Genomic DNA, 24,733 nt, shown 5'->3' on the forward strand with positions numbered 1-24,733 from the left:
GTTGTTCTTTGAAAAGATGCTGGGACAGAAATAGAAATTTTATTGGATAAGAAGAAATCTTTACTAAATAATGGATATTTAATAAAATTGATTGGAATGGTGGGCGACTCCTACGGGAATAGCGTGACGCCTGAGACTACAGGCTCAGGCCACCCCCGTGGAAAGCGTCCCTGGAATGGAAATCAATTTTGTGCACAGCAAAAAAACAGCATTTTTCTCACAGAGAAAAATGCTGTTTTGGGATTCTGTCCCAGCCTCTTCAAATTATTATGCTTCAACTGTTTCTTTAGAGTGACGTTTTTTGAACACTAGCATGAAATACCCCAAAGTTAGAGCAAGACACACAAACATAAATCCTAATAACACGCCGTTAGTTGACCAGAAATGGCTTATGTCTCCAGTCGAAATGGAAGCTTTAAAGCTTTGCACCGAATAAGTCATCGGTAAGAACTTATTAAAGATTTGCAATGGCTGTGGTATTAGTTCCAATGGGAACGTACCAGCACTAGTTGTCAATTGAAGTATTAATATAACAATTGCAACAAAGCGACCTGGATCACCAAGTACCGTTACAAGTAATTGGACTATAGCTAGATAAGTAAAACTTGTAATAATTGTTGATAATATAAATAATCCTACACTTTGTGTCTCCAATTTCAAGGCAAACAAAGCAATAGCTACAACTACTAAAGATTGAATAATCCCAACTATCCCTAATACCGATACCTTACTTATAAACCAAGATGCACCACCTGTAGGCTTAATCGCCGACTGGACAAATGGAAATACAATAGATATAAGTAATGCACCTACAAATAATCCAAGTGATAAGAAGTAGGGTGTAAATCCTGTACCATAGTTCGGTACTTCGTTCACTCCTTCAACTTCCACGTCAACTGGTGACGCTACCATGTCATAGGTTGAATCATTTGCTGAAACCTCTTTTGATTGCTCACTAGCATCCATTAAGCTGGATTGTAAAGTTTCCGTTCCTTCTGCTAATTGTTCTGTTCCTTCTGTTAGTTTAGATGAACCATCTGCTAACTCTCCAGATTTATCTGCTAATGTTCCTGTACCTGTTTTTAACTGACTTGAGCCAGCGGCTAATTCGTTTAGACCTGCTACTAAATTGTTGGAGCCTACATATGCTTGTTGCACACCTGTTGCTAATTCGTTCATCTTAGAAGCTAGAGTACTAGTTCCTGTTGCTAAGCTTGCTGAACCTTCCTTTAATGCACCTGAAGAATTATTCAATTGCGATATTCCCTGCTGTGCTTGTTTATAACCCTCACTAATCTGCCCTGCTCCACTACTTACTTGAGTAGTTCCTTTTGATAGGGCTGCTGTACCATTAGCCAGCTTTTCTAAACCTGATGATACTGAAGAACTACCAGTTTCTAGCTGTTTCATCGTTTCTGTTAGTTGTGCTGCCTGTTCAGCTGGTAATGACGCTGATAGCTGGTTTAATTGTTGTGATAATGCTTGAATTCCAGCAGTTACCTGAGTAGAACCCTCGGATAACTGATTTGCACTATTATTTATAGTTACACTACTTGATTGTAATGTAGCTAAGGAATTTATTAATTCTTTTTCTTTTTCACTTAGCAATTGATAGCTTTCATTTAGTTTAGCTACTCCACTTGTATACGTTTGAATCCCACTGTTCAATTGTTCTGCACCTGTAGCAGTTTGATTGACACCGTCTGCTAATTGTTTTGTTCCATCTGTAAGTGTGGATAAACCACTATTTAGATCGGTTGAACCAGTTGCGGCTTTCTGAATACCATCCACAACTGTACTAGTGCCATCTCGAAGTTCGATTGTACTACTTGCCAACTGTTCTAAGTAGCCTTTTAAATCAGATGCGCCAGTATTTATTTCTACTGCTCCATCTTTTAATGCGCCTGCTCCATCCGATGCCTCAGCAAATCCGTCACCCAATTTCGTAATAGAATCAAATAATTGTTCCGCATAAGTTGCTGAAACTTGCTTATTTACTTCCGCACGAATTCGGTCCATTGCGGTTTCCCCTATTTGAGAGGATAAGAAATTATATCCTTCATTAGCTTTATACGTAATGACCATTTTTTGAGGTTCTTCGTCTAATAATGTTGTTGCATGTTGAGAAAAGTTTTCTGGAATTTCAATTAATAAATAATAATCCTCATTTACTAATCCTTTATCTGCTTCTTCCTTTGAAACTGAAACAAACTTAAACTGTCCACTTTCTTTTAACTTCTCTGATAGGTCATCCCCTAAAGTTAAACTAGTATCGTTATACTCAGCACCCTCATCGGCATTTACTACTGCTACCGGTAAATCACTTAAATTTGCATAGGGATCCCAAAATGCCCATAGGAACATTCCTGCATACATTACAGGTATAAACAATACTGCAATTATGGGAATGAGTAGCTTTCTATTTGTGAAAATACTTTTCCATTCTGATTTAATCATTAATATTCCTCCTAATACTGTATGACCAATTCGTTCAATTAGTCACTTCACTCCAAAAAATTAGTCTCAAATAATGAGACTATGGAAAATAGTGTCTTGAAAAAAGTCTGTAATTTCCTGTTCTGTTAAAGGTTTTTCGTGAGTTAAATTCCAGTCGTTAACAAACGCCAAATACCCTTTTAATAGTAAATATGCAACTAGTTCACTATTTACCTGGCGAACTTCTCCTAGATTCATATACTTATCAATCTTCTGTTTGATAAAAGAAACAATGGCTTGTTCTATTTGCGCCTTCACCTGCTTTACCGCTGGCGTTCTCCATTCCTGTTCTTCCGCAATAATTTTAGCAAACAATTGATGAGTATCCCGGAATTCTAGCATTTTCATCAAGGCTGCATACGCATTTTCTTGGAAAGAAGCATCTTCTTTAATCACTTTTGTCGCTTCTTGTTTCATCTCAGCAATAATACGAAGGACAATTTCTTGAAAAAGGACTTCTTTATTTTCAAAAAAAGTGTAGATTGTCCCTTTACCAACATTCGCTATTTTAGCTATTTGCTCCATTGTAGTAGCTTTATAGCCAAAAAGAGAAAAAGATTTTGTCGCAGCCTCTAATATTTCCTGCCTACGATCCATTCATATTCAACTCCTATAAAAAAAATGACTAGAAAACCGTTTCGGTCATCTAGTCATTATAATACACTCATCTTATTTCTTTGGCAAGCTTTTATTCATGATTCATATGACTCATTGAATCATCACTTTCATCCGGAATCACTTTACTCATATCCGGTTCTCCAACAATCAGTTCCTGCTTCGGCATAACATGAAGTCCCCTTGCATTTGTATGTGCAAACATATAATAGACTCCATCATGATCAAATGAAAAATTCGCTTCATACACGCCATCCTCGGTTAAATTTCCCTCTACCATATGACCTTCCTCACGTAAGCCTGATTCCCATACCTCAAATTCAACAGTAGCATCATCTACTGCTTCATCCGATTGGCTTACTTTTGCAGATAATACAACTTCTTCTACAGATAATGTTTTAGCCGTTTGAATGTCTACTACTACTTCTTCTAATGTACCTTCATTATGATTTGATGATGCCCCTTCAGTTGCTTCTTTATCTCCACAACCTACTAGTGTCATAGTTGCAAATACAAGAACTGCTAATGCTGTTTTCTTCATAAAAATGAATCCCCCCAAGTTGGTAATGTTATATAAACAGTTGTTCCTTTTTCTACTTGACTTGTGAATACTAGCTTTCCTTTTTGCATTTCGATAAGTTGAGAGGCAATGGATAAGCCAAGTCCAGTTCCCCCATCTATACGACTTCTGGCCTTATTCACACGATAAAATCTTTCGGTAATATGCGCCAAATGCTCTGGTGCAATTCCACAGCCTTGATCTTTTATAAAAATTGTTGTATCGCTCATTGTCATTTCATTTCCTATCTCGATGGTGGATGAAACAGGAGAATAATGAATAGCATTTTCTAAAATATTGATCAATATTTGTTTAGTCATTTGCTCATCTGCTCTTAGAATTGTTTCCTCATCTATTGTAACAGTAAAAGAGATTTGCTTCTTGTCAGCCAATGTTTTTACGAGTTGCAATACCTCGCGTACAACCTCCGATAATACTAATGGTGTTATGTCCATTTCTTGATGCTGTTCAGAACGTGCTAAAGTAAGTAAATCATTTGTCAGTTTCTGCATTCGATTTGCCTCTTGCACAATAAGTGTGTAAATCTCTTTATTCTTTTCCTCTGGAACGAGCTCCTGTTCAAATGCTTCCCCATACCCTTTTATATAACTAATTGGAGTCCGTAGCTCATGAGAGACAATAGATAAGAAATCTCTTTTTTTCTCGTCCTCTTCTTGAATAGACGTTGCCATTTGGTTAAAGGTTTTGGCGAGTTCTCCAATTTCATCAGAGGATTTTATGTCAACTCGCGTCTCGTATTTTCCTGCTGTCATTTCATTGGCTGCTAATTTAAGCTTATCTAACGGAACAAGCACTTTTTGCAATGTCTTCAAACTGGCCCATGCCATAATAAGTAGAAGAAAAGATACTGTTAACAATAAAAAAATTACATCCTTCGAAGCCATTTCCGTCATTTTCGTTAATGGTACATATACATAAATAATTCCTTCTAGCCTATTTTCATCAACTAATGGATAAATAACGGATACAACTTCTCTATTAAACCTCTTCTCATAGCCTCGCTTAATAACCGCCTCGCCTTCAATCAGCTGGGCACGTTCCTCATGTCCAATTAAGGTCTCGTAGTCTACATCAAATGGCAAGCAAGCGCTAAGTTCCCGAGGATTCCGAACTGTAAAAACCTCTACGTCAGAAAAACGATTGAAGTCTTCTGTCTGTTTGATGAACTCATTTGTAACCGCTCCACCCTTATACGTGTTTTGCAAGTTTTCTGCAATCTCTACCATCGAAGTTTCCTTATCCTCTACATAAAGCTCCTCATATAGAAAATTAGTGAATATTACTAAGAACACTATCGTGATTGCTATGAATAAAAGAAGTAGCATCCAAATTTTTACGGATAACTTTTTCATTCCAAAACCTCAAAGCGATATCCAATACCCCACACAGTCTCAATATATTTAGCTGCTTGTTCTCCTAGCTTTAGCCGCAGTGTCTTAATATGTGTATCAACAGTACGAGTTCCACCTTCATAATCTAGTCCCCAAATTCGTTCTAATAGCTGCTCCCTAGAAAAAACTTTTCCTTCATGCTTCATAAAAATATAGAGGAGTTCGTATTCCTTTAATGTTAATTGAATTTTTGCATGATTAACTAAAATTTGTCTACCTATTAGATCATGTTCAATAATACCTGCTTTATATTGATCAGTTTTAGTATAAATACCTGCCCTACGAAATATAGCATTTATACGAGCCATTAATTCGATAGCAGTGAAAGGTTTAATGACATAATCATCCCCTCCAAGCTTCAACCCTTTGACTAAGTCTGTTTTAGCATCTAATGCTGTTAGAAAGATAATCGGTACGGAGGAAAATATACGTATCTCCTTACAAACTTCAAAGCCACTCATGCCCGGCATCATCACATCTAGGAGTATTAGATCCACTTGAGAGGTTTGCACTATTTCTATTGCGACTTCGCCATTATCTGCATGGAGTACATGATGACCAGCTTGATGTAGATGAAGTTCAACTAGCTTACGCATTTCCCGTTCATCATCTACGACTAATATTGTCGGCATCATTTAACCTCCCTTACTATTAATTGGAATGGGCCTTTCCCGACCTGTATTTCCTTTATAATTTCATTAGATTGGATAAAATATAATTGATGATCATCATAGCCAGCAAGCACCATATTATCTCCAAATGAACTTATCCAAAACGGGTTTGCTCCAACTTTCATGGAGTTTAGAACTTCACCGGTTTCTGATATTTCATATACCATGCTACTTCCATGACTTACACTGAAAATGTGCCTATTTGGTGCTCTTGCCATATTGATAGGCATTAATGGAGTTTCAATTTCACCAATAAGCTCACCGGTTTTTATGTTAATCCTCTTAATGGTGCGATTGGGACTACTTCCTGCACCATGACCACCTAGCCAAAGCTCATTGTCCTGTAAAAAAAGGCCATGAGAAGATGTCGGAATCATCCATTCATCCACTTGCTCCAAATCCATAGTCAGTACAGATAGGAACTCATCTTTAAAGTTAACAACAAAAATATTACTTCCATCAGAAATCATCGCCATTGGATAATTACCAGTGGAACTAGTCTGCAGTTTTTTTCCTTTGGTATTGTAGAGAGAAACTGTATTACTCTGGCCATTTGCTATATAAATTTTTTCTTCATATACATACGCGTAGGTAGTACCTTCACCTACAGCAATCGAAGCAATCTGTTTACCTGTAGACAATTCAATTAGCGCTGCTTTCTCAACGCCATATCCATAAACTAGAAGTAAATCATCTGTCACTAATGTAAAACCAGTATAAGCCTCCTCTAGCTCCCAAGTCTCCAGTATTTCAGCGTCTTTGGATATAAAATTAATGCTTCCACCTAGAGTATTCAAGCTAGCAACAAAATCAGTATCTGAGGGGATGGCTGGAAAGCTTCCCTCTGAACAACCTCCAATAATGCAAAGTAACAAAAGTATATATAACTTCTTCACCTATCCACCCCCATTTCTTCCATTATAACTAGAACATGTGAAAAAAGTTTGAAATAGATTTCAATTTTTTGAGTTTCACCAAGCGAGTATAGCTCCACTAGACAAACGTAAGTGCGTGCTGATTTCCGTTTTCAGGTGGACGCTTTCCGCGGACGTTGCCTCAGCCTCCTCGCTTCGCTGCGGGTCTTCACCTAACGCATTTCCCGCTGGAGTCGCCAACTTTCTCTTCAATCAATGAAAGAGTAGTACTCTATAGTTAGAATTAGTAACAGAGTAGCAGACATAAAATTAGATAACATCTATTCTATAGAGTAGCGCTAGAGATCCCAAAATTGTCCTTCCTAAACTTTCTTTACGAATATGAAAGAGTTTTTTCGCTAGTTATCAGAAAAGCTTCTTAATCTTTTTCTTACAGTTCCAGGGGTATGACTGACAGCATTCACCACAAGATTATTAAAAAAATGTCCTAAACACCGAAAGATGTTTAAGACATTTAACCTAACTAGTATTGAGTCAATTTATTTAATGATTACTTATTTCATCATAAAGTACAAATTTTTTTAATATTACCCGTTTATTTAAGGTGGATCTCGTTGATTGAAGCGCAAGGCGGCGACTCCAGTGGGAGCAGTACGAGCTGAAAGCCCCGCAGGAACGCAGTAACGAGGAGATTGAAGCCGTACCCACGGAACGCGTCCGCCTGAAGCGGAAATCAACTGTGCTCGGATTTTACTACTAATTACTTCAATATAAAATTGATTTTATTATATATTATTTTAAGTGTTTCAAAACAACATCAGCCATAGCGTCGATGAATTGGGCCTGTGCATTTGGCATTTCAGGACGTACATATGTCGCTCCGATATCATCACATACTACTTTACATTCATAATCGTTGTCATAAAGAACTTCTAAATGCTCTGCTACGAATCCTACTGGAGTATAAACAAATGTAGTATATCCTTTTTCTTCGTGTAATTCACGAGTTAAATCTTGTACGTCTGGACCAATCCAAGGTTCAGGAGTTTGTCCAGCACTTTGCCAGCCCACTGCATAGTTTTTCACACCTGCTGCCCTGGCAATTAAGTCTGCTGTTTCTTGCAATTGGTCTGGATATGGATCACCAAGTTCTTTAATCTTTTCTGGAAGTGAGTGAGCAGATACGATTAAGCATGCTTTTTCGCGTTGCTCCTCTGTCATTTCTGCGAATGCTGCACTTACTTTATCACCCCAGTATTGGATGAATTTCGGTTCATCATACCAGCTTTCAATAGAAGTTATTTTTAGGTTACCAAGCTTTTCTGCTTCTTCTTTAATACGACCATTATATGATTTAATAGAGAAAGTAGAGAAGTGTGGTGCTAATACCATAGATACCGCTTCTGTAATACCATCTTTATGCATTTCTGCGACTGCATCTTCTAAGAAAGGTTCTATATGCTTTAAACCTATATATAACTTGAATTCAATTTCATCTTGTAATTCATTTAAACGGTCGCATAATCCTCTTGCTTGGCTTTCAGTAATTTTAGCAAGCGGTGAAATCCCACCTATTGCTTCGTAACGACCAGTTAAATCGGCTAGCTGCTCATCACTTGGTTTACGACCATGTCTGATATGTGTATAGTATCGTTCAATATCCGCTTCTGAATATGGGGTTCCGTAAGCCATAACTAATAATCCCATTGTTTTTTTCATCATATTCACCTCATAAAAATTTAGTTTGATTTTGCTGCTATTAGTTCTTTACTATAGTCATGTACAAATGAAGTTAAACGTTTTAGTGTATCGGGATCAACCTCTGGGAACACACCATGACCAAGGTTAAAGATATGCCCCGGCTGTGCCACACCCTGCTCAACGATAATTTTCGCACGCTTCTCAATCTCTGCCCAATCACCAATAAGATAGGATGGATCTAAGTTCCCCATCAACGGCTTCGTCAATCCTTTTGCACGAGCTTCTTCTATTGATAAACGCCAGTCAATCCCAACCACATCAACAGGAAGATCATGCCATTCCATTGCTAAGTGGCTAGCTCCAACACCGAATGTAATAAGCGGAACGCCTGTTTCACGAAGCTCCGTGAAAATACGTGTCATTACTGGTTTAATGAAAATACGGTAATCCGCTACATTTAACGCTCCAACCCACGAATCAAAAATTTGAATAGCCTTCGCACCAGCTTTAACCTGCGCTTTGATGTATACGATAATCATATCAGCAAGCTTGTCCATTAGTGCAAACCAAGCCTGTGGTTCAGAAACCATGAATGCTTTCGTTTTGTTATAGCTTTTAGAAGGTCCCCCCTCAATCATATAGCTAGCAAGAGTGAATGGTGCCCCTGCAAATCCGATTAATGGAACATTCAGCTGCTCTGTCGTCAATAATTTTATCGTATCCAAAACAAATGGCACATCATCTTCGGGTGATAAATCACCTAGATTTGCTACATCTTGAACTGTACGAATCGGATTTGAAATTACAGGCCCAACTCCATTTTTAATCTTTACATCAACGCCTATTCCAACAAGCGGTGTTACTATATCTTTATACAGAATTGCTGCATCAACGTTATAATTTTCTACTGGTAAACGTGTAACATAAGCACATAATTCAGGTTCATGCGTAATTTGTTCTAAAGAGTATTTTTCTTTTATTTTTCTATATTCAGGTTGTGATCTTCCAGCTTGCCTCATAAACCAAACTGGCGTGTGATCTACTTGCTCTCCTCGTGCTGCACGAAGGAGTGTATCGTTAAATTTAGTCATTAAAGGAACCTGCCTCTCATTATATAAACGTACTATTTTCTATACGTTTCAACTATAGACGTTCTTATTTCTAAAGTATAGCCATATAGTGTATTTGTCATAAAATTGTCCTGTTTCAGTGTAGTTAGGTAGGTAATATGTTTCTTAAAGAGCTATTATGGGAATGATATAGTAAAAAGAAAAGGGGAGGTATCCAAATGAATTTATATATGACATCCGGTACACCGGAGTTTATGCAATCCATAAAAAAGAAATACCAGAAAGAAGAGCTCTTCTTATTACATGGGACTGGTAACTCCATCCTTATCCATGAAACATCTAGCAAGACCATTTTTCAAGTGCCAAGAAAATACGAAATTCTAGAGTCTGCTGGTCAGTTCTCTCATAAAGGTTACTTCGTCCTTCACAATATACCCCTTTCAGACGAAGGGAAATCCATATTTGAATATAAATATACAAATTTAAGTACAACCGCTCAAGATGACCCTGGGTTTATCGCTCTTAGAGTTCTTAAACCTATCAAATCCGATACATATATTATTTTGTCGGAATGGTCTGGACCAAGCAGCTACGAAGTATGGGAAAAATCAGTCAACCTAGACTTTAGTATGGTTGCGGATAAGCAAAATCTATTCACAAGCGCACCGTATATCTCCACTTATCAATCCACACAAGAAGAGGAAGCTATTTAAAGCTCCCTCTTTTTTCTTGCTATAACTTACTAACTCGTAAAGTCAATTCAGAAACAATTATCATCATGATCGGAATAAGAATTAAATCCATTATAACCCCAGCTTGTACTAAGATTACGACCAGTACAAGGATAGCCTGAATCAATTGGATAATTCGGATTAAGCGGTTAATTGCTTTTTTCCGAGCTCCTTCATTGATAGGGAACAACAGATCCATACGGAACTCGTACCCTGATGATAAAGACTGACGTAGCTGTATTACTGTAGCAAATGAAAGTGCACTAGTAAAAATAATCGCAACTATTGGAAAAGGTATGAAAATTGCTCCAACAATAGCTAGCGCTGTAAGACGAATCCACAGATAAAAATAATCATTCGTACGGATAAACGTACGCAAAACCAAATAAAATTGTGTATTTTTTTGTTCATAAGGTGCAAGTTTGTATAGAATATCAAGCCATTTTCTTCGTTTCGTCATACCTTGGATATGCGGAACATCCGTAAAATAATTTGCGAAACGATAAAAACGCATCATACGTGCCTGCTCCACTTCAATGAAATGATCAAAAGGAAATGGCACTTCTGCTTTTTTCCTTTTCCAAGCTATTAAATACAGCACTTGAATAATAACAACTGCAAGTAAAAATAGATAACTACCGTTTAGCAAGAAATACAAACCTGCAAAGAGTAAAATCATTCGCATGAAATAATCTACCCAAACATTTTTTCCATTGGATGCCCATCGATATTGGAACTCAGTTTGTATACTCCAATACTTCCATATAAGTATTGCACCGAAGAAGTACAAAATTTCCCCTGATGTGGAACCCGCTACTCTTGTTAATAATGGTATCGAAACAACTAACGCTGCTAACGGAACAACAATAGAAGAAAAGAAAGTCCAAGTTAGAGCATGTTTCAAATATTCGCCTAGTTTAGTTTCTAATGGAAGAAAGTAAACACTATCCGCTTTTTTCATCAACGTAACTGGCGTACTTAACGCTATTAAAATACTGACTATGAAGGAAACAACTAAAAAGGCGGGAAAATCCTTTGGAGCTGTATTTAACCATTCACTATACGTATACCCTGCAGCACCTATTACGAATACAATAACAATTGCAATATGCCCTGAAATAATATACTTTAAGTATTTTTGCAGTTCATTTATATAAAATAAAAAACGTTTACTCCATACTTCACGCAAATTGTTCATTTTGCTGTTCCTTCGTCATTTCGATATAAAGATCATCCAGTGTCGCATCAGGCATTTGAAATGCCGCCCGTAGATCATCCATTGTCCCTTGTGCACGAATTTTCCCGTTATGCAATAGAAGAATACGATCGCAGTATTTTTCCGCAGTAGTCAATATATGAGTGGACATTAATACGGATGCTCCCTCATCTTTTCTTGACTTCATTTGATCCAGTAATGATTGGATACCTAATGGATCGAGCCCTACAAATGGTTCATCGATAATGAATAACGCTGGATTCACAAGGAATGCACACATTATCATCACCTTTTGTCTCATTCCTTTAGAAAAGTGAGCTGGAAACCAATTCAACCTTTTTTCCATACGAAATTCTTTTAAAAGAGCCTCTTTTCTCGCTTCAAAAACAGATTCATCTAAATTGTATGCCATAGCTGTTAGTTCCAGATGTTCCTTTAAGGTCAACTCATCATATAGGACTGGTGTTTCGGGAATGTACGAAAAGGATGTACGGTATTGTGCTGGATCCTCTTTTAACGTTTTACCATTTAGAAGTATCTCACCCTTCAACGCGTTCATTGTCCCGATAATATGTTTGATGGTCGTACTTTTACCTGCACCATTCAATCCGATTAATCCTACTAGTTCTCCCTTTTCAATCGAAAAGTTTAAATCATGTAAAACAGGCTTTCTAGTATAGCCCCCTGTTACATCTTTGACCTCTAATACAGTCATTTCTAGCACCTCACTTCTTATTTATAAGTTTACCAAAATAATTTCAAAAAATCTTCTATGATCCAACAGCCTGTCCTATTATATGTTAAACTTTTCATAACGATGAATTTGGAGGGTATATGATGAGTGAATGTATTTTTTGTAAAATAGTCGATGGTTCTATCCCAAGTGCAAAAATCTATGAAGACGACCATGTTTATGCTTTTATGGATATAATGCCGCTAACAAAGGGGCACACGCTAATTATTCCTAAAAATCACAAAGAAAATATCTATGATTTATCCGAAGAAGAAGCCAGCAACTTATTCAAGGTTGTCCCAAAAGTTGCGAGCGTACTTAAAGAAAGCTTCGGTCCAGTAGGCATGAACCTATTAAACAACAACGGTGCCCCTGCAGGGCAAAGCGTATTCCATTTCCATTTACACTTTATCCCACGCTACGATCAAACCGATGGCTTCCGTCCAACTTGGATTACGAAAGAGAAAACATTTACCCCTGAGATCATTCAAAATTTAGCAGCAGAATTATATGAAAAATTGAAGAAGTAGTTCTTGCTTTTATGATCCAGAGAACGTACAATCATAAATAAGTTTCTTGCTAACGATCATGAGGATACGTTAGAAGAAAACAAAAAACAGAGCTTAGAATAGCTGAGGAGAGATGAGAAAATGAATACGAAGAATTTAGTTTTAATGGCCCTTTTAGTAGGTGTTGGAGCAGTTCTTTACATTATTATCCCAGGAATTAATGGTGGGATGAAACCAGATTTTATGCTTACGATGATGTTTATAGGGATACTATTATTCCCTAATGTAAAAAGTACTTTCTTGCTTGGTATTACAACAGGAGTTATTTCAGGACTGTTTTCTACTTTTCCAGGAGGTTTCGTTCCAAATATCATAGATAAAGCTGTAACTGCATTTGTTTTTCTAGGACTTGTATTGATATTAAACAAATTAGCCAATAAGGTAGCAGTCGGAGTAATCCTTACAGGAATTGGAACACTCATATCTGGTACGGTTTTCCTATCAACTGCCATTTTTGTTTTTGGTGCAGGTGCTATTTTCCAAGAATTATTCGTTATTGTAGTACTTCCGGCTATTGCTATCAATGCGATAGCATTCTTTATCATCTATCCGGTTATTGGAAGTTTGATTAAACGGACTAATTTTGACACAGCGCTTACTGCTTAAATAAAAAACTATCTGCTTTCCTTTTCGAAGGAAAGCTTTTTTTGTCTAAAATAATATGTTTTAATTATTACAAGGCAAGGAATAATACATATAAGCAAAGGAGTGAATTTTATGAAACTAGCACCATTATTTTACGGTCTTGCAACTGGTCTACTAGTTGGGGCTTCTACTGTACTTATGACCACTCCAAAATCAGGTATGGAAGTTCGATCTTCCTTTAAGGCTTCCTCCAACGATTTTCGGGACAAGCTCTCAGACATAAAGCTTCAACTAGCAAGTGTGAAAAATTCGATAAACAACCTTACGAATTCTTCAAAAGAAGTAATTCCAAGTACAATTGAAGACCTTAAATCTAGTATTGCTCAATGGAAAAATGAAACTGCACCTTTACAAACGCAGCTTCAAGCAGAAATTTCATCTATTCAAGAAGCAATGGCAGAACTAGAAAAAAAGTTACCAAAGAAACAAGAAGCAACTGTTTAATACGAAATTCGCAAGCGGTCTAAAGGTCTAAACCTGTTTCTATCGTTTTCGGTGGGCTTTGGACAGACTTATTGTTAATATGATTAACGAGTGAATTTTTAGGGATGCTGGTTGGTTGTGACGGACGTCACAACCAACCAGCATCCCTTTTTTTCGGTAATCTTATGGCGTTTGCCCCGCATTAAACTGGCAGTAGAAAACTGCCCGTAAAAGCCCGAATGGTTCGGGCCAACAGGATGTTGGTCACTCAGGCATTACCGCACGATGCAGCGTTATTTGCCTGAGTTCAATTTTCAATCAGTGGGGTTAACCCCCCCCCACTGATTGAACTTTCACTTTTTCTGTCCGTCACCCACCTTCAACTTTTAGAAATAGGTTCGTACGTTTTTGGATAACTAGAGAAAAGATACCTTCTTATTCCTAGAGAAAGCTCTCGAAGATGCAATTTCGTTCGCTATTTCTCTTCTTTATTTTGTGAACACTTACTATTTCGCTGTATTTCCACTAGTATAAAAGGAAATCACCTTATTCATCCTTCATTTTAGAATAAGACCCCTAATTCAACAGTCGATTTTATCACTTTATGAACTTCGACTACTCTTATCATCTAAGCGATAAGCTATGCTAAATCTTATTATTGAGTACTACTCACTTAATTGATTGGAGTGGAAGGCTGCGACTCCAGCGGAATGAGTGAGACAGATAAGACATCACAAACGACGCAAAGCGACGGTGATGGCTTATCACTCCCCCCGCGGAAAGCGTCCGCCTGAAACGAAATTCAGCAGTATCATTGTAAAGATTCTATTCTCCAATACAATGTGACTAGTAGTACTTTTTATTATAAATATAATAATATTATTTAAACTGGTATTCACTAACATACTTTCTTGCTATAATGTTTGAAAGAATTAAATACAGAAAGCAGGGTTTACATGGCAGATCAATTTTATACGATGAAAGAAGCAATGCTGTATAGTCAGCGAATAGCTCAACTATCTAAAGCACTTTGGAAAGCAGTAGAAAAAGATTGGCAAACATGGATAAAACCTTATGACTTAAATATTAATGAGCATCATATTTTATGGATATCATATCACCTACAAGGTGCAACTATTTCAGATATTGCAAAGTTTGGAGTAATGCATGTCTCGACTGCTTTTAACTTTTCAAAAAAATTGGAAGAACGCGGTCTACTTTCTTTCTCTAAAAGAGATACAGATAAACGTAATACGTATGTAGACGTTACAAAAAAAGGAAAAATACTTTTAGAAGAGATGTACGAAAATTATCATGTTACACAGCATGCTGTGTTGGAAGGATCCCTTCCTATAAAAGAACTATATGGGAAATTTCCTGATTTCATGGATGTAACTGCAGTTATTCGCAATATTTACGGGGATGATTTCATGGATATCTTCGAAAGATCTTTAAAAAATATCGAGGATACATTCAGTTCCAAAAGCGAATAATCTATGGTTTGAAAGCGTTTAATAAATATTTACAAATAAAGAGGTTGCTTTTTAGTATAAAAAGGATTATCTTATGTATCTAAATCAAATTTATATATATAGGAGTTGCATACCTTGCACTGCTGGAAAACAATTAATGTGAGAAAACAATATGGTTTGGAGAGATTGTTTATACTATCCTCTTTAGTAGTTATAATAGTTTTTTCATTTGCATATGCCTTATTAGGAATTATTAATAACTCTCATAAATCAGATGATTACTTTTGGATATTTGTAATAGCATTTTTAGGACTCTATCCAATTCATAAGTTATTTCACTTTATCCCAATGTTTCGTCATCGTGATAAAATAAAATTCATCGTTATTAAACAATTTAGATATATCCCTACTTTACATTTACGGATTATAGAACCAATTTGTAAGAGTAGATTTCTTTTTATTTTAATGGCTCCATTTATATTTGTTAATGTATTACTTATTATCGGAGCTTTAACAATTCCCATTTTTGCACACTATTTTACTATTTTATTTGCTTATCATTGTGGAATTTGCTTAATTGATCTAATTTATGCGAAAAATTTAAGTAAATCACCAAAGCGCGCTTTAATCGAAGAAACAGATGCAGGGTACGAAATTTTAATAGCGGAACCAAACTATTAACAATATGTAACACTTGTATATCCCCCTCATTGTTTGTTATGCTTAGTTAGTATATGAAGGGAGTCTAGACATGATTATATTCACGTTAGTTCTATTCTCAGCATTTTATTTGCTACAAATTAACCGAATGACATATGCTTTAGTAATGTCAAAAGAAATTCCGGAAGAGAAACATCCGAAGATTTTTCGCACGATCAATATTTTGATCACGATTCTTCTTGTTTCCTTTTATGTTGAGCTAGTTTATACAGTTTAAGAGAAAAAAAGTGGACCCAAATCATATGCATGATTTAGGGTCATTTCTTTTTTTCACACTACCAATTAAGTGAAACCAAGATCGATTTTTAGGCGATCTTAGTTTCACTTGTCAAATTAGTAGATAAACGCTGCGCCTACAATGATCAATAAAATGAATAAAACAACGATCAAAGCAAAACCAGATCCACCGCTATATCCGCCACCGTTATATTGTCCGCTCATTTAAAACACCTCCTTTTCCATGTATCCTATGCGGTAATTTTAATAATCGGTAGGCAAATGAACGGGAACTATTTTTGTTTTTATATCGTTTATGTTATAGTAACAACTGGCAACACAAAGAAGTTAGGAGAGAAAATTTCATGAAAAAAACTGTATTAACATTAACACTTGCAGCATCTGTTCTTGCTTTAGGAGCTTGTAGCGAGGATTCAGCGGACAAAAGTGAAGTAATTGCAACATCAAAAGTTGGAGATATTACACAGAATGACTTGTATGAGGAAATGAAATCATCTATCGGTGATCAAGCGTTCCAATTGCTAATGATTGAAAAAGTACTTGCAGATAAGTACGAAGTTACTAAAGATGAAGTAAACACTCAATTAGAAGCTGATAAAAAACAGTTAGGTGAAAACTTTGAAGCGATGATCGCTCAACAGGGCTATACAGAAGACTCATACAAAAAATACTTAGAACTAAACCTATTGCAAGAAAAAGCTTTAATAGAAGACGTTAAAGTAACAGAAGACGAAATTAAAGCTAAATATGAAAATACCAAAGATGAAATTAACGTTCGTCACGTTGTAGTGAAAGACGAAGAAACAGCTAAAAAAGTTAAAGCTGAAATTGACTCTGGTAAAGACTTTGCAGAAGTTGCAAAAGAATACTCCATTGAAGAGCCAGCTCAAACGACGGGTGGAGAACTTGGTTGGATTACAAAAGCATCTCAAATGGATGAGGATTTCTTAAAGGGAGCATTTGCTTTAGAGAAAAACGTCATCAGTGAACCTATTAAATCCAGCTTTGGTTACCATATCATTGAAGTAACTGATAAACGTACAATCGAAGAATCATATGAAGATAAAAAAGCACAAATTGAAAAAGAATTAAAGCTAGAAAAAGCAGACCAAACTACACTGTTGCCAAAAGTAGCTAAAATGATGAAAGATGCTAAAATCGATATTAAAGACAAAGATTTAAAAACAGCATTAGATGAATTTTTAGCAGCAGCTGACACAGAAGCACCTGCAGAAGATGCGGAAGCTAAAACAGATGCAACTGAAGATGAAAAATAATTAAGACAAGCATAATAGTTGGTCGTGACTTCGGTCATGACCGACTTTTTTTATTTACTGAGTTTCTTACAAAAAGGAAAAGCGCAAAGGCAGTTATACCTTTACGCTTTTTACTCTTATTCAAATGTAGGCTTATAAAAGGAACGGTTTTCAAGTGGAAATAAACGCTCAGAGAATTCACCTGGGTTTGTTTTATCTAATGCACGATTGAGCATATTCATCTTTGCATCAATATTATCTATATAATGCAGCATTTCAGCTTCCCGAAGTGCAGGACGTTTTGGACTACCCCACTCTTCTTTACCGTGGTGAGAGAGAACCATATGTTGTAACAACATTACTTCTTCTCCTTCTATTTCTAACTCTTCTGCTGCTTTAGAAATTTCGTTGACCATAATCGTAATATGTCCAAGTAAATTCCCTTCAATTGTGTACGTCGTTGCTACAGGGCCGGAAAGCTCTATGACCTTACCAATATCGTGTAAGATGATTCCAGCGTATAGAAGGTCTTTGTTTAACGTTGGATATAGATCACACAATGCTTTACCTAGCTTTAACATAGAAACTACATGATCGATTAGTCCAGAAGCATAATCATGATGGTTTTTTGTCGCTGCTGGAAATGTCATAAACTCTGTCTGATGTTTTTTCATAAGATGTCTTGTAATACGTTGAATCAATGGATTTTTCATCTCAAAGAAGTATTGTAAAAGCTCCTCCATCAATTCTTCTTTTGGTTTTTCAGAGGATGGTACTAAATCATTTATCGCAATGGGCTCTTCTGATTTTACCGGTCGAATACTTTTTACACGCAATTGGAACTTTCCACGGTAATCCTGTATTTCCCCGCCAACCCGAACAATTTGACTAGCACCATAAAGTTTTTCATGCTCGTCGTTCGTATCCCAAAGTTTTGCTTCAATATCTCCGCTCTTATCTTGTAATATTAGTGACATAAACGGTTTCCCAACGGTTGTTACACCTTTTGTTGATTGCTTGATAAGTAAGTAATGATCTACTGGATCGCCTACTCGTAATTGTGTAATGCCTTTCATTTCACAATCCCTACCTTTCTGGGTAATAATGTCGCTACTTGTATGACTAATGCATCTTCCCATACAAACTGCATATTGTCATGACATGTAAAATACAATAGTTGATGTTCTTTTTGTAACTCTGCCATTAATTGTACCACTTGTTGAAGTCTGACACGATCGAAATGTACAAATGGATCATCCATTATTATTGGAAAGGGTGCTTTACTTTGTAAAGAGACTGCTAGTGCAACACGTAAGGATATATACGCTTGCTCTTTTGTCGCTTGGCTTAGCTCTGCAATTTTAAATCGCTGTCCAGAAGTTTTAACGGCTTCAAAGCTTTCTTCTGGTGATAGGATCAATTGTTCATACGATTTGTTTGTAAGCAGTTGAAAATAATACTGTGCATTTTCTAATACTTCTGGGAGTCGCTCTTCTTTTAACTGGCTCATCATTTGTTTAATCGATTCAACGACTACTTTTTGAGCAGCCCATTTTTTCACAAGTTCATGTAGTTCTGCTTTTTTCTGTTCTATTAATTGTAATTGTTCACTCTGCTCTTCATCTTCTAATAATTTCTTCGTTTGATAGGATAAATTAGCTTTTTCATCATTGTAGACATTTCTTTTTTGCTGAAGATGAAGTAATCTCCCCTTACACTCGTCCTCAAATACATCTTCAAATTCATCTAGATTTACTTGTTTTCCAGCTAACTGCAAGTGAATATGATGTAATTCCTTTTCTAGCTCTACTTTTTGTTCATAAATAGAATAGGCCATATAATAATCGCTTTCGGTTTCTACATTAGCCTCATTATACAAAGTGTGGATTTGTTCGGTAAATGATTGCTGTTGGAATGATAACTCCTGCTGCCTCTTTTGGAGTTCTGTTATCTTTTTCTCTTTATACTCCTGGTCTTCTGATTTTTTCTTTTCTTCTAAATAGGACTCTCTTAATTGGTGAAATAGCATATCTTCAACTAGTTTAGTATGGACTTTTATCTGTGCTTGTTCGTACAGGTCCTGTAATTGTAAACGTACTTCATAGAGCTTTGTTTCCATTTGGTCTAGTTGCATTTGTTGCTCCTGAATCATCCGTAGCCGCTTAAAAAGTTCAGGCAATAGACTTGGTGATAATTGTTCATTAATATGATAACTAGTTAAAAAAACGGATACTTTTTGTGTTACATCCAGCTTCTTGCGTTCTATTTCTTTAACCTTTTGCTTTAACGTAGAAATGGCTTGCTGTAAAGACTCCTGCTCCTTTTTCAATAACTCGGCATACGTTTGTACATCATTTGGTTGTTTTAACGAATTCATCATCAAGCTGAAGCCTACATATACAATTCCACTAATAATAATTGCAGTGAGAGCAACCATCCAGTTCGATTGTGTAACCCCTATAACTATTCCGATTAAGAAAATGGCAGCAATAATGCATAACATTATTCTATAAGCTGTTTTGTTCGAAGAGGTTTTATTTACTCTTTTTGACTCTGTTGCTCTTTGCTGTTGTTGTAGAAGATCCTGTTCCTTCATTTGTAATAATCGTATTTCCTGCTGTAGCTCGAGTTCCAAGTTTTTTTCTGTTTGAAGAATCGTAACTAGCTTGTCCTCTTGTTGGATTGAAACATCTGCTTGTACTATATGTGATAAGCTTTTTTCCCAGTCAACTCCTACCAAAGCTAGCTGTTGCATTTGGTTTTGTAATATTTTACTTTGTTCTTCTTCTATTTGTATTCTTTTGGAACGAAGCTGATGCCATTCTGCTTCTCGATTTAGAAAGGACAGTAAATCCTCTAATTGCTGAGTGGTTAAGTTAGCTTCCTGGATTGTTAAAGAATCCACCTCTTTTTTCAACTGCTCCATATCTACATGATTTTGAGTCAATTTATCTTTTATTAACTCAAATCTACGGATGCCGCCAGAGGGAAAAAGCTGATGCTTTACTAATTCTAGCTCGTGATTTAATTTGGTTTCTTTTTCTTTCAATGGTTTCAGTTGTTTCCATTCCAAATATCTTTGTAACTGCTTAGAAATCTCTAACTCTTGTTGATTTAGTTCCTCAATAATTGTTTCAAGTTCGTTAAGACGTTTAATAGAAGGTTCATATTTTTCTACTTCCTCTAACTGATGCTTGTAGGTTGTTTCTAATTCACGAAGCTCTTCAATTTTTTGATTGATATGAGGCTTTCTACCTGATGGTTTAAATAGCTCGCCCATATCTTTTAAAAACTGATTCTCGACGATTGTTAATGTATCGATTCCTGTCGTTCCAGATGATAACAACGTTCTCGTTAACTCTTCTTCTGTCATCTTCTCGAAGCCTTGTAGCTGGAGTAAGGAAAAAGAGAATATAGCTTCAAAATCTGCGCGGGAATACGAGTGCAGAATATTACCTAGTTCCTTTTCTCCTCCCCGACTACCATCTGAATAATATACAGTAACGTCTCCACTCGCTTTGCCCTTTACTCTCTCAATAGTTACAGGTTGTCCGTGATCATCTATGATTTGAATTTTACCTCCATAGGACGCGTTACTTTTCGGCTCATATCGAAGTAACTGTGCATTCCTTTGTGGAAATCCAAAAAATATATGCAAGATGAATTGTTGGATGGTAGTCTTTCCAGCTTCATTTTCACCAAAAAACACGTTTATGCCATTGTTCAGATCAACTTCTACATTCTCATGTTTTCCAAAGCCATATATATGAAGTTTTACAAGTTTCAATTGTTATTCCCCCTTGTAATAGCCCTGGAAACTAATAAATCGGCTTCTTTTAGAACTTCCTCGATAAAGTTATGATCGATTGGCTGTAGATAACGGCTTCCTTTTGTATGCTGATAAAGTTCTTTTAAAGCGAGCTTCCATTCAGATGTATCCCAATTACTTAGAGCAGATAGTAGCATTGCAGATTCCGTGCTCTGCTCAATTGGAGAAGTTATGTGTAAATCCTTTACTATTAAAAAGATGTTAGCAAGTTCTAGGCTCTCTTGTATCAATGATAGCCAGTCGGCAATATTAGTTGACTGTAGTAGTTCAATCGTATCCTCTGTTATCCCATTTAAAGTAAGCTCTATAATCGCAGAGCCATGTATTTGACTATACCTTATCAACTCATTTTGAATAAATTCGATCAATTCATTAGCGTGGATCATGTCGCTACAATCAATAGAAAGCTCTTCATAAATGAAAGCAGATGAAGGAATAAATTGAAGATCTGCCTGATTGTTTAGCAATGACACATCGTAAAATCCTTTCACTCCTTTTTCATTTCGATGCCTGCTTTGGGTATTTCCAGGATAAACAATTGGTGGTTCTGAATGGATAAGTTGGCGCTTATGGATATGACCTAGCGCCCAATAATGATAGCCTTTCTCTAGCAAATCATTTTTTCTAAACGGCGCATATACATCATGCTCATTATTACCTTCTACACTACCATGGAGCATCCCTATATGAATCTCACCTGGTTTTGCAACAGGATAGAAGCTATGCATAGGTTCCTGAATATGACGCTCTTTATAGCTAAACCCTGTGATATGTACTAATCCATCAGTTAACTGTAGAGTTCTGGTTTCAACTTTCTCATCGAACACATATACATTTGACGGCAATTGAAAACGAGCCCAATTACCACTTAAGTGATCATGGTTTCCATAGCAGATAAACACTGGAATATTATCTGCTTCCAATGCTTCCATTCCTTTTTGAAATAAATGCTGCGCACGAAGACTACGGTTTTCTCCATCATAAATATCACCGACTATTAAAACAAAATCTGGCTTACTTTCAATCGCATATTTAATGATGTTTTGAAATGCTTGGAAAGTACTTTCTCGTATATCTTTCCATCTGTTTTTAGCGATAGAGGAAATACCTTTAAAAGGGCTATCCAAATGTAAATCTGCCACATGTAGAAATCGTATTCTTGCCATCAAGTACCCTCCATTCAAAAATAGAATATTTGTTCTTATTTTATCATAAAGAAAAGACTGTATACAACTAAATGTATACAGTCCCCTACTTTATCATTATACACTTTTACGTTCTATTTTTATTTGCCGTATAGTTAAGTTTAGTCCAGTTAATCCGGCAAACAGAGCAGGAGGAACACTAAATAGGAAAAACTTCCATTGGCCTGTAATCAACGAAACAATCAAAAATAATCCTGGAATTACAATTAAAGCGCATAATGAAACAATTAGTGCAACTTTCGTATTTTGCATTTTATATTCCCCCTTATTTAGTTTTCTTGATTAGCAATAATTGCTCCAATTGAATAGGAAACCATATGAACTACCCATAGGCCTGTTAGGAGGAAAAAGGTCAATCCAGGACCTTCCTTTACTATAACAATCATCCACACAACTAGGATTGCAATAGTCGTCGCTACCCATGAATAGGACCGCGCTCTTCCATGAATTCTATTGTATCGTTCATCAAACCATCTCTTTTTCTTTCCAATTTTCCGATTGATCATAAAAACAATACCCGTAATAATAATTCCTAGTGGCAAACCAATCAAAAATGTAAACAAATCAAATTCTTCATACATCCTTTTCATCCTCCTCATAAATAAATATATCCTCGATCGTACATTTGAAAAGTTTTGATAGCTTAAATGCCAAATTAATAGAAGGATTATATTTTCCTTTTTCTAAAGATATGATTGTTTGTCTAGACACTTCAAGTTTCTCTGAGAGTTCATCCTGTGTCATTCCAAATGACATCCGTTTATCTCGAACGTAGTTTTTCAATTTCATCCTCCTTCTCTGTAAAGTTAACTTTACGTAAAGTATACTTTACTCCATTTTGTATTGTCAAGCTTACTTTACATTTTATTTTCATAATCTTTTGTGTATAATATATAGTAGAATAATAAAGGGGTGTTTTGGTCATGAAACCATACAAATTTACTGCGTTTGAACCAACAGGTGAACTAATTATAGAAGAAACTTGGGAATACGAAAATGATGATGAAGCAAAACAAAAAGGGGAAGCAATTATTGAAGAAAAAGGATTTTCCAATAAAACACATCGCCTTGTAAATAGCTCTGGAAAACTAGTATTATTTCATGTATAAAAATGATCATCATATTCATATTTTCAAACATCTAAAAAAAGCCACCTCATTGGATTTAAATGAGGTGGCTTTTGTTTACATTTTATGGTTCTATAAGTTCTATAGAATTATTATTTTTGAATCACATGATCATTCACAAATGCTTTTATGAAAAACAATTCATTCTCATTTGGCTCCCTATTGTTTTCTACCCTAAAGAATTCTAAAGCATTTTCTAGAGAAGGCGATTTAACAGCTTCACTAGATGCTGATAACTCTTCCCAATAGATGTTCATTTCCTTTAAATCGCAAATAGATTCGTGACCAAGGAGGAACATTTCAGCATCATATTTTTGAATGTCTTTAATCATACTTAATAATATAGATTGCTTGTAATGAAATAAAGATTTTGTAGTTGTACCATATGCACAATCACCTAAAAAGATAAACTTTTCATCAGGAATATAAATAATGGTGGAGTCATCTGTATGAGTACTGTTGATTTTTTCAAGTATACAAACTTTATTACCCAAATCAATAGTTAGTGTATTTTCAAAGACTATCTCAGGAGATTTTAACATACAGTTGTCTCTGTTCGGCATGTCAGTTTGAATGATTTTCATACACATAGCACTAATTTGGTTATTATTTACATTGTTTTGAAGTGAAATATCGTCATAAGTATAACTATTCCATTCTTTTATCTTCTCGCTTGTTAGGCTATTAGTTATAACAATTGCATCAAATTCATTCATGCCTAAGATATGATCCCAATGTGCATGGGTAATGACCATATATTTAATTGGTGGTACATTTAGTTTTTCGATTTCTCGTAAAAAGTCTTTAGCATGCTGGGTAGAATTACCCGAATCTATTATTAAGCTATATTGGTCACCACATAAAAGCCCTAATGTTGGTCTTTCATTATCATCTTTATTAGGTAAATAATAAATAGTATCACTGAATTTATTTAACATGTTCTTTCTCCTCTATTCTAGATATAATTCTATGAAAGAGAAAATCTACATGCTTATTCTAAAATTAATAAAATAATTTAAGATTTCCTCATCTTATTTTTTTACCATTGGACGTAAACCTCCTTGTATTACTAAGAAAAGTATAACATAGTAAATTATATATTAAGAATATTTTAAAAACATTTTCAAACTCAGTTTTTAATAATTAGAGTAGAGGGTATAACAGACTTCCA

Annotated in this window: 27 protein-coding genes; 9 read left to right on the forward strand and 18 right to left on the reverse strand. The window is 35.8% G+C overall.

Annotated features, from left to right (window positions below):
• Positions 1-267: 267 nt before the first annotated feature.
• From ACQCPR_RS14780 to hemE, 8 genes are all read right to left on the reverse strand, one after another.
• Positions 268-2,457: a YhgE/Pip domain-containing protein gene (locus tag ACQCPR_RS14780; RefSeq protein ID WP_090570114.1), complete on the reverse strand. Its 2,190-nt coding sequence runs from the start codon at positions 2,455-2,457 to the stop codon at positions 268-270.
• A gap of 66 nt (positions 2,458-2,523) precedes the next feature.
• Entirely contained in the window at positions 2,524-3,093 is a 570-nt protein-coding gene (locus tag ACQCPR_RS14785) for a TetR/AcrR family transcriptional regulator (RefSeq protein ID WP_090570117.1), read from the reverse strand.
• A gap of 91 nt (positions 3,094-3,184) precedes the next feature.
• A complete protein-coding gene (locus ACQCPR_RS14790; protein ID WP_427137400.1) occupies positions 3,185-3,652 on the reverse strand; it encodes a FixH family protein in 468 nt (155 codons plus the stop codon).
• Complete coding sequence (locus tag ACQCPR_RS14795) at positions 3,649-5,043, reverse strand: sensor histidine kinase (protein ID WP_427137401.1); 1,395 nt, start codon at positions 5,041-5,043, stop codon at positions 3,649-3,651. The genes ACQCPR_RS14790 and ACQCPR_RS14795 overlap by 4 nt, the downstream gene beginning before the upstream one ends.
• Positions 5,040-5,714 (reverse strand): response regulator transcription factor, encoded by a 675-nt coding sequence (locus ACQCPR_RS14800; RefSeq protein ID WP_427137402.1) that lies wholly within the window; start codon positions 5,712-5,714, stop codon positions 5,040-5,042. Before ACQCPR_RS14800 ends, ACQCPR_RS14795 begins: the two co-directional genes overlap by 4 nt.
• Positions 5,714-6,649, reverse strand: a complete 936-nt coding sequence (locus ACQCPR_RS14805; protein WP_427137403.1) for a YncE family protein — start codon at positions 6,647-6,649, stop codon at positions 5,714-5,716. Before ACQCPR_RS14805 ends, ACQCPR_RS14800 begins: the two co-directional genes overlap by 1 nt.
• Positions 6,650-7,420: 771 nt before the next feature.
• Entirely contained in the window at positions 7,421-8,350 is a 930-nt protein-coding gene (gene hemH, locus ACQCPR_RS14810; protein ID WP_427137404.1) for a ferrochelatase, read from the reverse strand.
• A 17-nt stretch (positions 8,351-8,367) separates the two neighbouring features.
• A complete protein-coding gene (hemE, locus tag ACQCPR_RS14815; RefSeq protein ID WP_090570133.1) occupies positions 8,368-9,420 on the reverse strand; it encodes a uroporphyrinogen decarboxylase in 1,053 nt (350 codons plus the stop codon).
• Positions 9,421-9,617: 197 nt separating this feature from the next.
• On the opposite strand from hemE, the gene ACQCPR_RS14820 reads away from it, so the two are divergent.
• The gene (locus tag ACQCPR_RS14820; protein WP_427137405.1) at positions 9,618-10,112 is read left to right on the forward strand and encodes an antibiotic biosynthesis monooxygenase family protein; all 495 of its coding nucleotides are present in this window, start codon (positions 9,618-9,620) and stop codon (positions 10,110-10,112) included.
• 19 nt (positions 10,113-10,131) lie between these two features.
• Here ACQCPR_RS14820 and ACQCPR_RS14825 read toward each other — a convergent pair whose 3' ends face one another.
• Both ACQCPR_RS14825 and ACQCPR_RS14830 read right to left on the reverse strand, forming a co-directional pair.
• Positions 10,132-11,328, reverse strand: a complete 1,197-nt coding sequence (locus ACQCPR_RS14825; RefSeq protein WP_427137406.1) for an ABC transporter permease — start codon at positions 11,326-11,328, stop codon at positions 10,132-10,134.
• On the reverse strand, positions 11,312-12,061 hold the full coding sequence (locus tag ACQCPR_RS14830) for an ABC transporter ATP-binding protein (RefSeq protein ID WP_090570141.1): 750 nt from the start codon (positions 12,059-12,061) through the stop codon (positions 11,312-11,314). Before ACQCPR_RS14830 ends, ACQCPR_RS14825 begins: the two co-directional genes overlap by 17 nt.
• A 122-nt stretch (positions 12,062-12,183) precedes the next feature.
• Between ACQCPR_RS14830 and ACQCPR_RS14835 the strand changes: the two genes are divergently transcribed.
• From ACQCPR_RS14835 to ACQCPR_RS14860, 6 genes are all read left to right on the forward strand, one after another.
• Positions 12,184-12,609: an HIT family protein gene (locus tag ACQCPR_RS14835; protein ID WP_427137407.1), complete on the forward strand. Its 426-nt coding sequence runs from the start codon at positions 12,184-12,186 to the stop codon at positions 12,607-12,609.
• Positions 12,610-12,729: 120 nt separating this feature from the next.
• Positions 12,730-13,254 carry a tryptophan transporter gene (locus ACQCPR_RS14840; RefSeq protein WP_427137408.1) on the forward strand — a complete coding sequence of 175 codons (525 nt, stop codon included), beginning with the start codon at positions 12,730-12,732 and terminating at the stop codon, positions 13,252-13,254.
• Positions 13,255-13,365: 111 nt separating this feature from the next.
• Entirely contained in the window at positions 13,366-13,737 is a 372-nt protein-coding gene (locus ACQCPR_RS14845) for a YtxH domain-containing protein (protein ID WP_090570151.1), read from the forward strand.
• Positions 13,738-14,672: 935 nt separating this feature from the next.
• A complete protein-coding gene (locus ACQCPR_RS14850) occupies positions 14,673-15,209 on the forward strand; it encodes an HTH-type transcriptional regulator Hpr (protein WP_090570154.1) in 537 nt (178 codons plus the stop codon).
• 114 nt (positions 15,210-15,323) lie between these two features.
• Positions 15,324-15,869, forward strand: a complete 546-nt coding sequence (locus ACQCPR_RS14855) for a DUF3267 domain-containing protein (RefSeq protein ID WP_090570157.1) — start codon at positions 15,324-15,326, stop codon at positions 15,867-15,869.
• Between the two features lie 70 nt (positions 15,870-15,939).
• Complete coding sequence (locus tag ACQCPR_RS14860; protein WP_093496579.1) at positions 15,940-16,125, forward strand: hypothetical protein; 186 nt, start codon at positions 15,940-15,942, stop codon at positions 16,123-16,125.
• A gap of 116 nt (positions 16,126-16,241) precedes the next feature.
• On the opposite strand, the gene ACQCPR_RS14865 is transcribed toward ACQCPR_RS14860, so the two are convergent.
• A complete protein-coding gene (locus ACQCPR_RS14865) occupies positions 16,242-16,349 on the reverse strand; it encodes a YjcZ family sporulation protein (protein ID WP_093496580.1) in 108 nt (35 codons plus the stop codon).
• Positions 16,350-16,489: 140 nt separating this feature from the next.
• Here ACQCPR_RS14865 and ACQCPR_RS14870 point away from each other — a divergent pair, with 140 nt between their 5' ends.
• The gene (locus tag ACQCPR_RS14870; protein WP_090570165.1) at positions 16,490-17,422 is read left to right on the forward strand and encodes a peptidylprolyl isomerase; all 933 of its coding nucleotides are present in this window, start codon (positions 16,490-16,492) and stop codon (positions 17,420-17,422) included.
• A 116-nt stretch (positions 17,423-17,538) separates the two neighbouring features.
• On the opposite strand, the gene yhaM is transcribed toward ACQCPR_RS14870, so the two are convergent.
• The 6 genes from yhaM to ACQCPR_RS14900 form a co-directional block, all read right to left on the reverse strand.
• Complete coding sequence (yhaM, locus tag ACQCPR_RS14875) at positions 17,539-18,477, reverse strand: 3'-5' exoribonuclease YhaM (RefSeq protein WP_090570168.1); 939 nt, start codon at positions 18,475-18,477, stop codon at positions 17,539-17,541.
• A complete protein-coding gene (locus tag ACQCPR_RS14880) occupies positions 18,474-21,188 on the reverse strand; it encodes an AAA family ATPase (RefSeq protein WP_427137409.1) in 2,715 nt (904 codons plus the stop codon). Before ACQCPR_RS14880 ends, yhaM begins: the two co-directional genes overlap by 4 nt.
• Positions 21,185-22,396 (reverse strand): metallophosphoesterase family protein, encoded by a 1,212-nt coding sequence (locus tag ACQCPR_RS14885; protein WP_427137410.1) that lies wholly within the window; start codon positions 22,394-22,396, stop codon positions 21,185-21,187. Before ACQCPR_RS14885 ends, ACQCPR_RS14880 begins: the two co-directional genes overlap by 4 nt.
• 96 nt (positions 22,397-22,492) lie before the next feature.
• Positions 22,493-22,687, reverse strand: coding sequence for a hypothetical protein (locus ACQCPR_RS14890; RefSeq protein WP_427137411.1), 195 nt, complete (start codon positions 22,685-22,687; stop codon positions 22,493-22,495).
• A gap of 17 nt (positions 22,688-22,704) precedes the next feature.
• Positions 22,705-23,016 carry a hypothetical protein gene (locus tag ACQCPR_RS14895; protein ID WP_427137412.1) on the reverse strand — a complete coding sequence of 104 codons (312 nt, stop codon included), beginning with the start codon at positions 23,014-23,016 and terminating at the stop codon, positions 22,705-22,707.
• Complete coding sequence (locus ACQCPR_RS14900; protein ID WP_427137413.1) at positions 23,009-23,224, reverse strand: helix-turn-helix transcriptional regulator; 216 nt, start codon at positions 23,222-23,224, stop codon at positions 23,009-23,011. Before ACQCPR_RS14900 ends, ACQCPR_RS14895 begins: the two co-directional genes overlap by 8 nt.
• 134 nt (positions 23,225-23,358) lie before the next feature.
• Here ACQCPR_RS14900 and ACQCPR_RS14905 point away from each other — a divergent pair, with 134 nt between their 5' ends.
• On the forward strand, positions 23,359-23,544 hold the full coding sequence (locus ACQCPR_RS14905; protein ID WP_090570186.1) for a YhzD family protein: 186 nt from the start codon (positions 23,359-23,361) through the stop codon (positions 23,542-23,544).
• 110 nt (positions 23,545-23,654) lie between these two features.
• Here ACQCPR_RS14905 and ACQCPR_RS14910 read toward each other — a convergent pair whose 3' ends face one another.
• Positions 23,655-24,500: an MBL fold metallo-hydrolase gene (locus tag ACQCPR_RS14910; RefSeq protein WP_427137414.1), complete on the reverse strand. Its 846-nt coding sequence runs from the start codon at positions 24,498-24,500 to the stop codon at positions 23,655-23,657.
• Positions 24,501-24,733 lie beyond the last annotated feature (233 nt).

Source organism: Psychrobacillus psychrodurans (assembly GCF_050209195.1).
Classification (GTDB): Bacteria; Bacillota; Bacilli; order Bacillales_A; family Planococcaceae; genus Psychrobacillus; species Psychrobacillus psychrodurans.

Bases quoted from the DNA above. Each gene is read 5' to 3' on its own strand.
- ACQCPR_RS14835 (WP_427137407.1), top strand. From the start codon at position 12,184: ATGAGTGAATGTATTTTTTGTAAAATAGTCGATGGTTCTATCCCAAGT.
- ACQCPR_RS14900 (WP_427137413.1), bottom strand. From the start codon at position 23,224: ATGAAATTGAAAAACTACGTTCGAGATAAACGGATGTCATTTGGAATG.
- ACQCPR_RS14905 (WP_090570186.1), top strand. From the start codon at position 23,359: ATGAAACCATACAAATTTACTGCGTTTGAACCAACAGGTGAACTAATT.
- hemE (WP_090570133.1), bottom strand. From the start codon at position 9,420: ATGACTAAATTTAACGATACACTCCTTCGTGCAGCACGAGGAGAGCAA.
- ACQCPR_RS14870 (WP_090570165.1), top strand. From the start codon at position 16,490: ATGAAAAAAACTGTATTAACATTAACACTTGCAGCATCTGTTCTTGCT.
- ACQCPR_RS14790 (WP_427137400.1), bottom strand. From the start codon at position 3,652: ATGAAGAAAACAGCATTAGCAGTTCTTGTATTTGCAACTATGACACTA.
- ACQCPR_RS14820 (WP_427137405.1), top strand. From the start codon at position 9,618: ATGAATTTATATATGACATCCGGTACACCGGAGTTTATGCAATCCATA.
- ACQCPR_RS14860 (WP_093496579.1), top strand. From the start codon at position 15,940: ATGATTATATTCACGTTAGTTCTATTCTCAGCATTTTATTTGCTACAA.
- ACQCPR_RS14865 (WP_093496580.1), bottom strand. From the start codon at position 16,349: ATGAGCGGACAATATAACGGTGGCGGATATAGCGGTGGATCTGGTTTT.
- ACQCPR_RS14830 (WP_090570141.1), bottom strand. From the start codon at position 12,061: ATGACTGTATTAGAGGTCAAAGATGTAACAGGGGGCTATACTAGAAAG.
- ACQCPR_RS14910 (WP_427137414.1), bottom strand. From the start codon at position 24,500: ATGTTAAATAAATTCAGTGATACTATTTATTATTTACCTAATAAAGAT.
- ACQCPR_RS14895 (WP_427137412.1), bottom strand. From the start codon at position 23,016: ATGTATGAAGAATTTGATTTGTTTACATTTTTGATTGGTTTGCCACTA.
- ACQCPR_RS14825 (WP_427137406.1), bottom strand. From the start codon at position 11,328: ATGAACAATTTGCGTGAAGTATGGAGTAAACGTTTTTTATTTTATATA.
- ACQCPR_RS14785 (WP_090570117.1), bottom strand. From the start codon at position 3,093: ATGGATCGTAGGCAGGAAATATTAGAGGCTGCGACAAAATCTTTTTCT.
- ACQCPR_RS14850 (WP_090570154.1), top strand. From the start codon at position 14,673: ATGGCAGATCAATTTTATACGATGAAAGAAGCAATGCTGTATAGTCAG.
- ACQCPR_RS14795 (WP_427137401.1), bottom strand. From the start codon at position 5,043: ATGAAAAAGTTATCCGTAAAAATTTGGATGCTACTTCTTTTATTCATA.
- ACQCPR_RS14780 (WP_090570114.1), bottom strand. From the start codon at position 2,457: ATGATTAAATCAGAATGGAAAAGTATTTTCACAAATAGAAAGCTACTC.
- ACQCPR_RS14800 (WP_427137402.1), bottom strand. From the start codon at position 5,714: ATGCCGACAATATTAGTCGTAGATGATGAACGGGAAATGCGTAAGCTA.
- ACQCPR_RS14885 (WP_427137410.1), bottom strand. From the start codon at position 22,396: ATGGCAAGAATACGATTTCTACATGTGGCAGATTTACATTTGGATAGC.
- ACQCPR_RS14890 (WP_427137411.1), bottom strand. From the start codon at position 22,687: ATGCAAAATACGAAAGTTGCACTAATTGTTTCATTATGCGCTTTAATT.
- ACQCPR_RS14845 (WP_090570151.1), top strand. From the start codon at position 13,366: ATGAAACTAGCACCATTATTTTACGGTCTTGCAACTGGTCTACTAGTT.
- hemH (WP_427137404.1), bottom strand. From the start codon at position 8,350: ATGATGAAAAAAACAATGGGATTATTAGTTATGGCTTACGGAACCCCA.
- yhaM (WP_090570168.1), bottom strand. From the start codon at position 18,477: ATGAAAGGCATTACACAATTACGAGTAGGCGATCCAGTAGATCATTAC.
- ACQCPR_RS14840 (WP_427137408.1), top strand. From the start codon at position 12,730: ATGAATACGAAGAATTTAGTTTTAATGGCCCTTTTAGTAGGTGTTGGA.